At 71.7% G+C, this 13,201-nt stretch carries 9 protein-coding genes and 1 pseudogene; 6 read left to right on the top strand and 4 right to left on the bottom strand.

Translation table 11 applies throughout. From position 1 onward, the window contains the following. Positions 1-29 precede the first annotated feature (29 nt). Positions 30-824 carry a helix-turn-helix transcriptional regulator gene (locus B1H29_RS04770; protein ID WP_063787542.1) on the bottom strand — a complete coding sequence of 265 codons (795 nt, stop codon included), beginning with the start codon at positions 822-824 and terminating at the stop codon, positions 30-32. A gap of 835 nt (positions 825-1,659) precedes the next feature. Between B1H29_RS04770 and B1H29_RS39820 the strand changes: the two genes are divergently transcribed. The 4 genes and pseudogenes from B1H29_RS39820 to B1H29_RS39815 all read left to right on the top strand — a co-directional run. Next, a complete protein-coding gene (locus tag B1H29_RS39820) occupies positions 1,660-4,005 on the top strand; it encodes an AfsR/SARP family transcriptional regulator (protein ID WP_159027773.1) in 2,346 nt (781 codons plus the stop codon). 173 nt (positions 4,006-4,178) lie between these two features. Next, entirely contained in the window at positions 4,179-4,955 is a 777-nt protein-coding gene (locus B1H29_RS04760; protein WP_107095386.1) for a thioesterase II family protein, read from the top strand. 190 nt (positions 4,956-5,145) lie between these two features. Beyond that, entirely contained in the window at positions 5,146-6,426 is a 1,281-nt protein-coding gene (locus tag B1H29_RS04755; protein ID WP_159027772.1) for an AMP-binding protein, read from the top strand. 17 nt (positions 6,427-6,443) lie between these two features. Further along, a pseudogene (locus tag B1H29_RS39815) lies at positions 6,444-6,536 on the top strand (acyl-CoA carboxylase epsilon subunit); the annotation flags it as partial. 111 nt (positions 6,537-6,647) lie between these two features. Here B1H29_RS39815 and B1H29_RS04745 read toward each other — a convergent pair. Beyond that, positions 6,648-7,607 (bottom strand): oxidoreductase, encoded by a 960-nt coding sequence (locus B1H29_RS04745; protein WP_055420956.1) that lies wholly within the window; start codon positions 7,605-7,607, stop codon positions 6,648-6,650. Between the two features lie 380 nt (positions 7,608-7,987). Between B1H29_RS04745 and B1H29_RS04740 the strand changes: the two genes are divergently transcribed. Beyond that, positions 7,988-9,184 carry an NAD(P)/FAD-dependent oxidoreductase gene (locus tag B1H29_RS04740; protein ID WP_159027771.1) on the top strand — a complete coding sequence of 399 codons (1,197 nt, stop codon included), beginning with the start codon at positions 7,988-7,990 and terminating at the stop codon, positions 9,182-9,184. 117 nt (positions 9,185-9,301) lie between these two features. On the opposite strand, the gene B1H29_RS04735 is transcribed toward B1H29_RS04740, so the two are convergent. Beyond that, positions 9,302-9,955, bottom strand: a complete 654-nt coding sequence (locus tag B1H29_RS04735) for a helix-turn-helix transcriptional regulator (protein ID WP_267891987.1) — start codon at positions 9,953-9,955, stop codon at positions 9,302-9,304. Between the two features lie 294 nt (positions 9,956-10,249). Continuing rightward, entirely contained in the window at positions 10,250-10,513 is a 264-nt protein-coding gene (locus B1H29_RS04730; RefSeq protein WP_063787544.1) for a DUF5988 family protein, read from the bottom strand. Positions 10,514-11,134: 621 nt separating this feature from the next. Here B1H29_RS04730 and B1H29_RS04725 point away from each other — a divergent pair. Next, positions 11,135-13,099 carry an AfsR/SARP family transcriptional regulator gene (locus B1H29_RS04725; RefSeq protein ID WP_079160022.1) on the top strand — a complete coding sequence of 655 codons (1,965 nt, stop codon included), beginning with the start codon at positions 11,135-11,137 and terminating at the stop codon, positions 13,097-13,099. Positions 13,100-13,201: the final 102 nt, after the last annotated feature.

The raw sequence follows: 13,201 nt of genomic DNA, 5'->3' as shown, positions 1-13,201 counted from the left end.
GGGGGGGGGGGGACAGCGGTCGGCCGGGGCTACGCGGCGCGGCCCGGCACGCGGCCGAGCGGGTCCAGGCCCTCGAGCGCCGAAAGGATCGGAGGGCGGCTCCAGGTGAACGGGCGCAACGTCAGATTCACATGGAGATCGGTGTTCTGGCCGAAGCGCAGCGGCCCCACCATGTCGACCAGGAGCTGCGGTTCGCCGGGCGGGACGACGGCGGCCGCGGCGTCGGAGCGGGCCACGGCGTGCAGGTACCACACGCCGGACGGCAGCTCGGGCAGGAAGTAGCGCCCGGGGGCGCTGACCTCGGCGGTGGTGACGGGGTGGCCCTGCAGGATGGGGCTGTTGAAGACGCCGAGCCGGACGGAGTCCAGGGGGTGATCCTCGGCGACGATCGTGCCGTGGACCGTGTTGGCCCCGGTCTGACGAGCGGGCGTGACCGGAGCGGCGGCGTGGGGTGTCGCAGTGGGCTGGAGGTCGTCAGCCGCCGTCGGCCCGGTTGAGTGCCGTTCGTAGGCCAGGCACCGGTACTTGGTGGGCGAGACGCCCACCGATTCACTGAATCGCCGGGAGAACGTGCCGGTGCTGCTGTACCCGACGCGGGCGGAGATGTCGGCGACGTTGAGGGACGTACTGCGCAGCAGGCGTTTGGCCTCGTGGAGACGGACGGCGCTGAGAAAGCGGCCCGGCGTCACGCCGGTCACCCTGCTGAACACGCGTAGAAAATAGAATTTGCTGACCATGGCCGAACGTGCCAGGTCGTCCAGTGTCAATGGCTCGTGGAAACGATGGTGCATGGTGGCTATCGACCGCTGGACCAAGTGTTCCATGGTTGTCTCCGGGATGGGCGAGGCGTATGGGTGGGGGCCTGCTACTCGGCGCGGGCGTGCGTGGGAGCGTCGGGGGACACGCCCCTCAGGGAACGAGCCGGCTGAGGAGAGCCAGGCGACGCGCACGGCGGCCAAGCGGCCTCGTAGGGAGGTCTTGGGGTCGCACACGAGGTTCGTCGGCGGGCACGGTCGCAGGGCTTGCGGGAACCAGGAAGCTGTGGACGGTCGACGCTGGGCGCCCTACGGCACCGCCGATGACATGGGATCCGTACGGGTGCAAGTTCGCCTCTTTTGCCCTGTGTGTCACTGAAGGTGCGGAGTACGACTGAGTGCGCGTGCGGAGCTCGGGGCTGTGGAGTGTCCCGGCGTGGTGCGGAGTTGCGCTGAGCGATGGCGGCGGTTTCGATCCGTCGGAGTGTCCGCCGCCGTGAAATGTTGCGGCGGTGACCTTTCTGACACCTGATCGTGCAGCGCTGGCCGTCGCTCTGTCTTCTTCGTCCTTGCTGACTAGCGGAGTGACAGCTTCCATGGAGGGGAGGCGTCCGGAAGAGTCCGCTTATCCACGCGACGGAGTGCCCCGACGGCCTCAACAGGTCCCTGGCCAGGGCTTTTCATCATCGACCCACGCGTGCGCGCTCCGTCGTGCCCTCGGCTGAGCAACCTGGGCGATGACGCCGGACGTGGTCGGTTGCACTGTGGATACCCGTACCGCCTTGGGGTATGACGGCTGTCAGTCGTGATCGAGGAACGTCGTCTCCAGATGTGCGCGCGGGAAGTACACGCCCGGTGAGAGCAGTGCGCTGGGATGATCGACGGTGTCGGGGAAGGGGAGTCCATGCGACTGGAACTGCTCGGGACGGTCCGGGCCTGGCAGCACGGGCAGAGAGTGGTGGTGGGGCCTCCGAAGCAGCAGGCCGTTCTGGGGTTCCTGGCGAGTCGTGTCAACGAAGCGGTGAGCATCGAGGAGATAGCCGACGCGGTCTGGGGCAGCGAGCTGCCGAGGACCGCGGGCAACGCGGTGCACACCTACGTGGCGGGGTTGCGCCGCGCTCTCGGACTTCCGCGTGAGAAGACGGCGGGCGGACCCGCACTGGTGTCGACCGGCGGCGGCTACGCGCTCCTGGTGAACCCGGCGAACGTGGACGCGCGCTGCTTCGAGCACCGCCTCGCGGAGGCTCGCAGGCTCTGCGTCCGCGGTGAGCGCAGGGCGGCGCTCGACCTGCTCGAATCCGCCCTGGACCTGTGGCGGGCCGAGGCGTACACCGCCGTCCCGGGGCCCTTCGCGGTGGTGGAGCGCATGCGGTTGCAGGAGCTGAGGTTCACCGCCGTCGAGGAGTGGGCCGCCGAGATGCTGGCGGCGGGCCGGCACGCGGAGGCGGCCGTACCGCTCGGCGACCTGGTGGTGAAGGCGCCGCTGCGCGAGCGGCTGAGGGCCCTGCTGATGATGTCCCTCCAGGGCTGCGGACGGCGCGCCCACGCGCTGGCCGTCTACCGTGAGACCCGTGAGCTGCTCCACGCCGAGCTGGGCATAGAACCCTGTCCGGACCTGCGTGCGCTGCATGAGCGGATCCTCGCCGACCAGCCTGTGACACTCGGGCGGGACGCCCGTGGGCGGCTGGTCATCGGTGCGGACGGGGGCGCGGAGGGACCCGGCGGGGGCGACCGCGCCGGCGGGGGCGCGGCGCCGGGAGCGGCCGGGACCGAATCCGAGAGCGCGGGAACGGGCGCGGGCGGCGGCGCGGGCTCGGGGCCGGCGGGCGGGCGCGCGGGGGCCGGCGGTGGCGCCGGGATCCAAGGGGGAGTGCGCGGCACCGGTGCGAAGGACGGTACCGGGTGCGGCACGGGGGCCGGCCTCGGTACCGGGGCGGCGGCCGACGCGCACCCGCCGGCCTCCGCGCCGCCCTGTGCCCCGCCCCGGACACCGACGCAGGTTCCGGGTCCGCCCTCCGTCCCGTCGGTCAGGTCCGCCAGAGTCACCCCGCGCCCAGCTCAACTTCCGCCCACCGTCCGCGGGTTCATCGGCCGAGCCGCGCAGCAGCGGCGCCTGCGGTCCCTCGTCGACGAAGCCGGCGCCCATCCCGCGAAGGCGCCCGCGATCGCGGTGATCGACGGTGCTCCCGGGGTCGGCAAGAGTGCGCTGGCGCTGCAGATCGCGCACGAGACCGCGGAGCGGTTCCCGGACGGGCAGCTCTTCGTCGACCTGTGCGGCAGCGGCCTCCGGCGCCCGCGGGTGAGCGCAGGGGAAGCCCTGGGGCTCGTTCTGCGCAGCCTCGGGGTCGCCGAGACGCGGCTGCCCGCCACCGTGGACGGGCGCGCGCGCCTGTACCGCACCCTGCTCAGCGGCAAGCGGACCCTGCTCTTCCTCGACGACGCCCACGACACCGAGAGCCTGGCCCCGCTGCTGTCCGGGGGACCGACATGCGTCCTGGTCACCAGCCGCTGGCGTCAGCTCGGCAGGCTGCCGTCGCCGCACACCGAGCGGATCGAACTGAAGCCCCTGACGCCCCAGGAGTCGGTGAGGCTGCTCGCGTATCTGGCCGGTCCGCGACGCCTTACGGGAGCACGGCAGGAGTCCTTCCGGCTCGCCCTGCTCTGCGGCTGCCTGCCGCTGCCGCTGCGGATCGCGGCCGGAGCCCTGGTCGAGGACCCCGCCCTCTCCCCGGCGAGGCTCGCCGACGACATCGAGAACGGGCGTCTCGAACAGCTCACCGTGGTGGGCGACACCGCCGCGAGTCTGCGGATGAGCTTCCGGAAGTCCTACCGCGCCGTGCCTCCCGAGGCCGCGCGGATGTTCCGGCTACTCGGTCTGCACCAGGGCAGGGAGATCACGGAGTCGACGGCGGCCACCCTCGCGGGCATCACCCGGGAGGGCGCGAGCCGCCGGCTCGATCTGCTCGCGGCGGGCCATCTCCTGGAGCAGACGGGGCCGGACCGGTACAGATTCCCGGACCTGCTGCGGCTCTACGCCGCCGAATGCGCGGAGGAGGAGCCGCTGCGCGGTCGCACGGGAGCACTGTCGAGGCTCCTCGCTCAGCGCGACACGGAGGAAGCCGGTGCCGGGACCGGTGCTGCCCCGCCCCGGCGCGCGGCCCCGTGCCGGGAACCCCTCGCGAGTGAGCGGTGCGGGGCGCACGAGGGAAAGCGGCGGACGGCGAGGTCGGGCGGCGGCCGGTCCTCGTGAGAGCGGATGCCCGGGCGGGCGTCGGCGGGGGACGAGCGGCGAGGGCATGGGGCAACGACGGAGATGCGCGGGCCCCCGCGCACGCAGGAGAGTGTGGTGAGCGTGCGGCATCCCGTGCCGTGCCACCCGCACGACGAGGGGAAGCCGATGAACGGGGCGGTCGAATGGCGCAGATGACGACGGCGGCCGACGCGTGGGTCCGGCGGTTCCACCCCTCGCGCGACCCCCGGTGGCGGCTCGCGTGCTTCGCGCACGCGGGCGGCGCGGCCAGCACCTACCATCGGCTGTCCGCACGGCTGGGACCCTCCGTGGAAGTGCTTTCCATGCAGTACCCGGGCCGTCACGACCGGCGCGCCGACCCCTTCCTCACCGACGTACGAAGCATGGCCGACCAGGCCCACCGGGCGCTGCTGTCCCGCACGGGCCCCCAGCAGCGGCCGCTGGCGCTGTTCGGACACAGCATGGGCGCGACCGTCGCCTTCGAGGTGGCGCTGCGCATGGAGGCCGAAGGACTGTCCCCCACGCATCTGTTCGTGTCCGGTCGGCGGGCTCCTTCCACGTATCGCGACGAACGGGTCCGTCTCAGGGACGACAACGGCCTGGTGGACGAGATCATCGAACTCGGCGGCACCCAGCCCGAGGTCCTCGCCGACGAGGCGCTGCGCCAGATGATCCTGCCGGTCGTACGCAACGACTACACGGCGATCGAGACGTACCGCTGCCTTCCCGGAGCGGTCCTGCGTCGCACCCCGGTCACCGCCCTGGTGGGTGACTCCGACCCCAAGGCCACGCTCGACGAGGTGCGCACCTGGGCCGACCACACTCGGGCAGCCTTCGCCCTGCGCGTGTTCGAGGACAGCGGCCACTTCTACCTCGACGACCGTGAGGACGAGGTGGTGGACCTGGTGACCGGGACGCTGCGGGCGGATCGGGCGGTCCCCGCGAGCTGAGGCGGTGAGCCGCCGCCGGTGGTGCCCGAACCGCCGGGGTGAGTCGTGCGGTGGAGGACGGGCTCGGCGCCGTGCCCTGCCGGCCGCTCGGTGAGCGCGTCGGCGAGATCCTCGACGGAGAGCGAGATCAGTACGTCTCCGCTGGCCGTCACTCCCTGACCAGCTTCCCCGGAGTTCCCTGGAGGGCTCGGTGCACGCAGGAACCACGGCCACGGCCGACACGCCACGAACTGCCGCCGCGCCGGCGGTCCCGGCGGTGCCGCAGAAGCGTCCTGTCCCGCTGGGCAGGGCGGTCACCCTTGACGGCCTGTTCGCCAGAGCCGCGGGGCGCAGACCCGGCGCGACCGCCGTCGAGGACGGCAGCCGCAGCATCACGTACGAAGCGGCCGGAAAGCGCTCCGACCGTCTCGCGACGGCTATCCTCCGCTCCGGTGTGCAGCTCGGCGATCCCGTCCTCGTGCACTGCACGGATCACGTTCAGGCGCTGGTCGCGCAGTTGGCCGTGTTGAAGGCCGGGGGAGTGTGCGTCCCGGTGCCCTGCGGTGCCGGGGCGGGCGTGCGCGGGCGGATCGCGGCCGTCAGCGGGGCCGAGCTCGTGCTGTGCAGTGGTGCCACCCGGACCCACTGGCAGCGTCCCGCGGTGGTCCTGGACGACGAGCGGACCTGGGCCAGGGTCACGCCGCTGCGTGTCGACCGCTCGCTGCCCCGGTCCAGCCCGACGGACGCCGCGTACCTGATCGTCGAGCAGGACCCGGCGGGACCGCCGGCCGGCCACCTCATCGATCACCGGGCCTGGGCCCTGGCGCTGACGGACCGCGTCCGCAGGGCGGGGCGCGCAGACCGGGGGGTTCTCTGCCGTGCGGAACCGGGCGGTCCCGACACGCTCACCTCGATGTGGTGGTCGATCGCGGCGGGCGGCACCCTGCACGCCCGACAGACCGTCGGTACCGGCTCGGGCCTCGCGGTGCCGCGGTCCGGGCCAGGAAGGATCGCGACCGCCGTGTTCAGCCCGCAGACGTACGCCGCCGTACTCGCCGAGACCGCGCGGCCGCCGGCGCGGGGGCCGGGCACCGTGGTCCTCGTCGGCGAGCCGTGTCCGCCCGGTCTCGTGGACCGGCACTTCGCACTCCTGCCCCACACCAGACTGCTGGCCGAGTTCTCCCCGCTGGACGGTGCGCTGCCCTGGGCGGCAGTCGAGCACGCGCCGCCCGGCGGCGACCGTCCCGGCGGCCATGTCGTGGGGGGCGCCACGACCCGGGTCCGGATCACCATCCGTGACATCGAGGGGCGCGTGGTCCCGATGGGCAGTACCGGCGAGATCTGGGCCTCGGGCGCGGCCCTGCCGTTCGACCGGCTGGGCGCGCGCGGCCTGAGCGCGCCCCTCGGTACGCCCTGCGCGGTGTCCGGCCGCATGGGCCGCTGGAACGACGACGGGCTGCTCGAGGTGACCGGCCCGCGAGTGCGCGCCTGACCGGCTCCGGCATCCGGGTGGGCAGGGGCCGGCCCGGGCCCGAGGAGCTTGCGGCCGTCACCGTGGTCCTGATGGCCCGCGCCCCAGGCGGCGCCGGCCCGCCGGGACGCCCGGGAGGGAATCAAGGCGCTCTGACACCGCCTGGACGGCGTCCGGAGAATCCGTGCCCCGCACAGCCGGCTGAGCTGACGCGGCGGTGCCCCGGCCGGCCGGGGCACTCGTCAGTCGGGCCGGGCGCCCGAAAGCTCGTAACGCACCTTGGTCAGCCGCTCCGAGAGATTCCACAGCGCGACGGCGGTGGCCTCGTCGTACACCGTGCGGCGTCCGCGGTGGACCGTCGTCGCACCCCGGATCTGCAGCGGGCCGCTCGGGGCGACGTACGAACCGCCCGGCAGATCAGGCACCGTGGCCGCGTAGAGCGAGGGCCGCGCGCCCTCGACGACGGGCTTGGCCACCAGGCCGACGAGGCGGGGGACCACGGCCCGCCACAGGGCGCCGTACCGGGTCGACTTGGTGATCACACCGGTGTCCGTCATGCCGGGGATGGCGATCACGCTGCGCAGCGGGACGCCCTGGGCGAGGGCCCAACGATGAAGCTGCGCGGAGAAGTAGACGTTGGCGCGCTTCGACTGGGCGTAGGCGGAACTCGGGCGGTAGCGGCGCTCCGCGTTGAGGTTGGCCAGGTCGAAGGAGGCGGTGAGCTGACTCTCGCTGCTGACCGTGACCACGCGGGGCGTGTCCGCGCGCAGCAGATGGGGCAGGAGCCGGCCGGTGAGCGCGTAGGTGCCCAGGTGGTTGACGCCGAACTGGGCCTCGAATCCGTCCGCGGTCCGGGTCAGCGGCGGCATCACGATTCCGGCGTTGTTGACGAGCAGGTCGAGCCGGTCGTGGTCCCAGCCGTCCGCGAAGGCCCGGACGGACCCGAGATCGGCCAGGTCGACCAGCCGCAACTCGACCCGGGCACCCGGCACCTCGTCGCGCAGCCGGGCCAGCGCGGCCTCGCCGCGGCTTCTGTCGCGGCAGGCGAGGACCGTGTGGGCGCCGTGCCGGGCCAGCTCGCGGGCGGTCACGTAGCCGATGCCCGCGTTGGCGCCCGTGACCACGGCCACCCGGCCCCTCTGATCGGGGATCTGCTCCTCCGTCCAGGGTGTGGCGGACGGCGCGGAAGTGGAACTGGTCATACCGAGTGCTCTCCCGTCGGTCCAGTCGCAAATGCCGTTCCCGTCCGGGCTGTCGGGCGAAAGACAGTCAGGACGATAGGGACTGTAGCCGCGGTGGAGTCGACTCGACTCGATTACGGACCTGTTGAGCAAGCTCGAAGAAGACATGGAGAAGGTCTCCGCAGAATACTCGGGGAAGTCGGAAGGCTCAGTCGCGCCTGTTCGGCATTTCCCAGCAGAAGATGCATGGAGGACGCATGGGCGTGATCGGTGAACACGCAGTGGTGATGGGCGCTTCCATGGGAGGTCTGGCGGCCGCCAAAACACTGGCCTCGCGATTTCGCCGAGTCACGGTCATCGATCGCGACACTCTTCCAAAACGCGCGGAGAATCGCCGTGCCGTGCCGCACGGAGGCCATGCGCACGCCCTGTTGATCAGTGGCCGGATCGCGCTCGACGAGCTTTTCCCCGGACTCACCGATGAACTCGTCGAGGGCGGCGCGGTCCTCTTCGACCCCGGTCATGACCTGCTCTTCCACCAGATGGGCTCATTGCGGGCCCGATTCGCCAGCGGACGCTGCGGAGTCAGCCTCACCCGCGCCTACCTGGAACACAGCGTCCGGGCCCGGGTGCGGGCCCTGCCCAACGTGACGGTCCGCGACCGGACCCTGGTGCGCGGATACCTGGCCGGCGGTGGACGGATCACGGGCGTCGAGCTGGACGGCGGTGAGCGGCTGTGGGCCGACTTCGTCGTCGACGCCACCGGGCGGGGCGGCGGGGGCCCCGCCCAGTCGATGGAGCGCTTCGGGTACCCGCTGCCCGAGACCGACACCGTCAAGATCGACGTCGGCTACACGACCCTGATGCTCAAGCGCAGGCCCGGAGACCTGGCGGGCGACGGGCTGCTGTACCTGATGAGCGCCGTTCCGCCGCACGACAAGCGGGCCGCTGCCGCGTTCGCCGTCGAGGGGGACCGCTGGATGGTCACCCTGGGCGGCTGGCACCGTGCTCACGCGCCGGTGGACCGTGAGGGGTTCAAGGAGTTCGCGGCCGGGCTCGAAGCCCCCGAGATGGCGGAGCTGCTCGCCCGGGCCGAGTCCCTGGACGACCAGGACGCCCGCAAGTTCACCTATCCGGCGGCCAAGCGGCGCCGCTACGAGCGGCTGCGCACGGTGCCGGCGGGCCACGTGGCACTCGGTGACGCGATCTGCAGCTTCAACCCGCTCTACGGCCAGGGCATGACCGTCGCCGTTCTGGAGGCGCTCGAACTGGGCCGCCGCCTCGACCGGTTCGGGGCTACGTCCGCGCCGATGGCACGCTCCTACTACCGCGCCACGAGCAAGATCATCGACACGCCCTGGCAGATGGCGACCGGCAGCGACTTCGTCTTCCCGGAGACCGAGGGAAGCCGACCGTTCGGCAACGGCCTGCTCAACTCCTACATCCGGCAGGTGATGCTGGCCAGTCACGTCTCGCGGGACGCCCACCGGGTCATGCTCGACGTGCAGCACCTGCTCGCGTCCCCTGCCTCGGTGATGCGACCCGCCACGATCCTGCGCGCGCTGCGGCACGCGCGGCGGTCACCGGCCCACGCGTAGACCGGCGGCCCAGGCCCGGACACGTACGTCTCAGCGGCGAGACGGTGCGGCGCCACCCCCGTCGCGGTGCCGTCCCGCAAGCGCCGGGAGACCGGACCGGACCCGCGCGCGCAGCGGTCAGGACGCGTACAGGTCCGGAAGCGAGAAGGCGAGCGGGCACCGCTCGCTGTCCGCCACACGCACCCGCCGGTACGGCTCCAGCGCCACGTCCACCCGGACGACCGCTCCGGGGGTGACGAAGACCGGGCCGACCGACCCGGCGACCACGCAGCCCCCGCCCTGCGCCGAAGTGAGGGACACCGCTTCGATGAACCACCGGCCCTCGGGCACGTACGGGATGGTCCACAGGTCCGATGAGCGCCCCACGCGGTAGCAGCGGGCGGGCCGGTCGCCGGCCGAGGCGGCATGGAAGGCCGCGACGAACACCGAAGCGTGATCGAGGCCGTCGTCCCGGCGCAGCCGGCCCTGGATCGCGCCGTACGCGTACGAGGCGTCGGCGCTTCCGCCGGCGAACTCCACGGCGTCCGGACCCAGTTGCGTCATCCTGCGGTACTGGCCGGGCGACACCCCGAACGTCTTGGTGAAGCGAGTGGTGAATGAGCCGATGCTGGCGTAACCGACCCCCAGCGAGATGTCGGCGATACTCACGTCGGTCCGCAGGAGTCGCCGCTTGGCCTCCTCCAGCCGGACCGCGGTGAGGAAGCGTGCCGGAGGGAGCCCGGTCTGTTCGCGGAAAAGGCGCGCCATATGAAAGGGAGTCAGCCGTGCCATCTCTCCCAGGTCGCAAAGGGAGAGCGGTTCTTCATACCTTTTCCGTATGCCCTCGACAACCTGCTCTATTTCGGCTCTCATCGCTTCCCCCATGATGTGCGCAGAGATGTGAACCCCGATGGCCGCAGGTCACGGATCTGTAAACGCCAGCCAGCAGGCAAGCAGGGTCGTGCGGGGGTGTCAAGGGATTATCCGCCCCGGGCGTGCCCGGGGCAGGCTCACCCCGTTACCGTCAGTGATCCGGGAGGGCGGCAAGGGGTGCGGAGCGTCCGGCTGTGAGTGGTGCGAGCTGCCTCATTCCGCGATCTTCGTGCAGGTCGTCCAGTGGAAGACCACGGGGGACGCACGGTCGGGGCGCACGGCGCCGGGCGCCCGCTCGAAGTGCTCGTAACCGTTGCGGTGCCTGAGTTTCACTTTGTCGTCCAGGCCGCTCTCTCCGGTGATCGGAAGCCGCACATTGCGCGCTTCGGCCGGGATATCCGCGGGCCCGCCGACGAGCACGGCTTCAATGGTGTTTTCGGTCCGGCCGGTTGAGTACGACGCGGGCGATGCGGTCACTGTCTGCTCCCTGTTGGACGCTAATCGAGTCGGTACCCTTCGATGATGGCTCCGCCCAACACGGCCTGGATACCCTTATCTTGCCTCCGACCCCTACTGGGCTCGGCCGCCGAGGCATTTGATTAGGGGGTATGGAGATCCAAGCCCTTCCGTTACTCTCGCGTGAAGATGGGAACTCGCGAATCCACGAACCGGCGGAGGAGCATGTCATCGGTGACCCGTACATGCCCTACCCTGCGAAGGGAAGCGAGCTGATGCGCAATGGCCGGAAAGCGATGCTGACTGGCCGGAAGTCGACCTGGCCTCGCAAAAAGGGCACTCGTCGCCGACCGGAAGTCCGTCGTGACTTCCGCGCGCCGTCCGAGGGTGGCTTCCCCACCCCCGCCGCACAGGGCTCACGAAGCGGATAACCGCAGGCCGCAGCGGTTCTGGAGGTGCCGGACGAGCAGCGGCGGCGGTGATGCCGCCCCGCAGGGACTCGCGGCTGGGGGAATTCGTATGGAATGGCTGGTTTCCATGACGCGTTCGCCCCCTCCGTAAACTCAAGAGGTGTGGGACCGGGTCAGGCCGAGCAGGCAGGGCGGCCGTGACCTGAGGTTGTCGGACAGACGGGGGAATAGCATGCGGCTGCAACTGCTGGGTCCAGTGCGAGCATGGCGGAAGGGAATCGAGCTGCCCCTGGGGCCGCCCAAGCAACGCGGAGTGCTCGGACTTCTGGCCAGTCGCGCGGGCGACGTCGTCCACATCGAGGAGATCATCGACGCCGTGTGGGGCAGTGCCGTCCCGCGCACCGCCGTCAACGGCGTCCACACCTATGTCGCCGGCCTGCGCCGTGCCATCGAGCCGGGACGCGGCAGCCGGGAGTCCGGCGGACTGCTCATCTCCTCCGGCGGCGGCTATTCGCTGCGCCTGCCGCAGGAGCAGATCGACGCCCACGTCTTCGCCCAGCTCCACGCGAACGCCAGCCGCTTACGGGCCGAGGGGGAGGTGCGCGGCGCACTCGATGCCCTTGAGCGCGCGCTGCCGCTCTGGCACGGCGAGGCCTTCGCCAACATCCCCGGCCCCTTCGCCGCCATGGAGCGCACCCGGCTGCAGGAGCTGCGCCTCGCGGCCACCGAGGAGTGGGCCGACGGCCTGCTGTCCCTCGGCCGGCACGCCGAGGTCGTGGTGCTGCTCGCCGACCTGGTCGCCAAGGAACCGCTGCGCGAGAAGCTGCGCTGGCTGCTGATGATGGCGCTCTACCGCAGCGGACGCCGTGCCGACGCGCTGACGCTCTACCGCAGGACCCAGGACCTGCTCCGCGACGAACTCGGCATCGAGCCGGGGCCCGAACTGCGGGCCCTGCACGAGCAGATGCTCGGTGGCCACCTCGACACCACGGGCACGGCGCTCAACGCCCCCGTGCCCCCCACGGACGCCGGGGAGTTGCCGGCGGACCGGTGGACTCCGGTACGGCCCGCCCAGCTCCCGCCGCTCACGCGCGGATTCCTCGGCCGCGGCACGGAGCGGGCGCGGCTCAGCAGGCTGGTGGCGGACGACGGCGCACGCCGCCGCACCACCATGGCGCTGATCACCGGCGCGCCCGGCGTCGGCAAGAGCGCCCTCGCGCTGCACGTGGCCAGCGACCTCGCGGACGATTTCCCGGACGGCCAGCTCTTCCTCGACCTCTGCGGCACCAGCCCCGAGCGCGCTCCGCTGTCGGCGCGGGAGGCGCTCGCGCAACTGCTGCGCAGCCTCGCCGTGGACGAGTCGGCCATACCGGACGACCTGCCGGGACGCACGGCGCTCTACCGCAGCCTGCTGTACGGCAAGCGAGTGCTGTTCGTCCTCGACGACGCCTACGACGCCGAACAGTTGCGCCCCCTCATCCCGCAGGGACCCGCCTGCGTCCTGATCACCAGCCGCTGGCGGCACAGCGGCCTGGTGGCCCGCGACGGCGCCTACCGGGTGGAGCTCGCGCCGCTGTCCCCGGAGGAGTCGGTGGACCTGCTGGCATACCTCGCGCCGTCCCGCTGCGTCCGTGAGGAACCCGAGACGGTCGAGCGCATCACGCGGCTGTGCGGGCATCTGCCGCTCGCCCTGCGGGTGGTGGCCGAGGCGCTCACGACACGCCCGGGCACGACCCTGTCCCAACTGGCACAGGCCCTGGACGAGGGCGCCATGGAGTGGCTCGACGTGGTGCGCGACGCCGCGGCGAGCCTGCGCAGCGCCTTCAGCCGTTCGTACCGGGCGCTGCCCGCGGACGTGGCGCAGATGTTCCGCCTGCTCGGCCTCTACGACGGCCTGGTGATCACCGACGACGTCGCGGCCACGCTGGCCGCCTGCAGCCGCACCCGGGCGCGCCGGCTCCTGGACAGCCTCGCCGAGGCGCACCTGCTGATGGAACTGGGGGAGGGCTGCTTCCGCTTCCACGAGCTGATCGGCGTCTACGCCGCCGAACGCGCGGAGCGGGACGAACCCGCGCCGTCCGTCGATGCCGCGCTCGCCCGTTCCCTGCAGTCTTATGGCAAGGGGCGGCGGCCCCTGCGCCCGATGGTTCAAAGTTCATCGAAGGCGCACCACTTGGCAGGGCATGACATGCGCTGATTCACGCCCAGTAGTCGTCCAGATGCTATCCAGAACCTCTGCAGAACCCGCGTCGCAGACTGACCATGCACACCCTGCACACCCTGCACCACGGAGAACGAT

Origin of the sequence: Streptomyces pactum (genome assembly GCF_002005225.1) — a bacterium.
Classification (GTDB): domain Bacteria; phylum Actinomycetota; class Actinomycetes; order Streptomycetales; family Streptomycetaceae; genus Streptomyces; species Streptomyces pactum_A.
Note: the sequence above shows the minus strand (reverse complement) of the source record. Positions and strands in the feature narration are given on the sequence as shown.

What these genes read in the sequence shown, in the direction of transcription:
- B1H29_RS04725 (WP_079160022.1), top strand. Translation starts at nt 11,135, where the DNA reads ATGCGGCTGCAACTGCTGGGTCCAGTGCGAGCATGGCGGAAGGGAATC.
- B1H29_RS39820 (WP_159027773.1), top strand. Translation starts at nt 1,660, where the DNA reads ATGCGACTGGAACTGCTCGGGACGGTCCGGGCCTGGCAGCACGGGCAG.
- B1H29_RS04735 (WP_267891987.1), bottom strand. Translation starts at nt 9,955, where the DNA reads ATGGCACGGCTGACTCCCTTTCATATGGCGCGCCTTTTCCGCGAACAG.
- B1H29_RS04770 (WP_063787542.1), bottom strand. Translation starts at nt 824, where the DNA reads ATGGAACACTTGGTCCAGCGGTCGATAGCCACCATGCACCATCGTTTC.
- B1H29_RS04745 (WP_055420956.1), bottom strand. Translation starts at nt 7,607, where the DNA reads ATGACCAGTTCCACTTCCGCGCCGTCCGCCACACCCTGGACGGAGGAG.
- B1H29_RS04760 (WP_107095386.1), top strand. Translation starts at nt 4,179, where the DNA reads ATGACGACGGCGGCCGACGCGTGGGTCCGGCGGTTCCACCCCTCGCGC.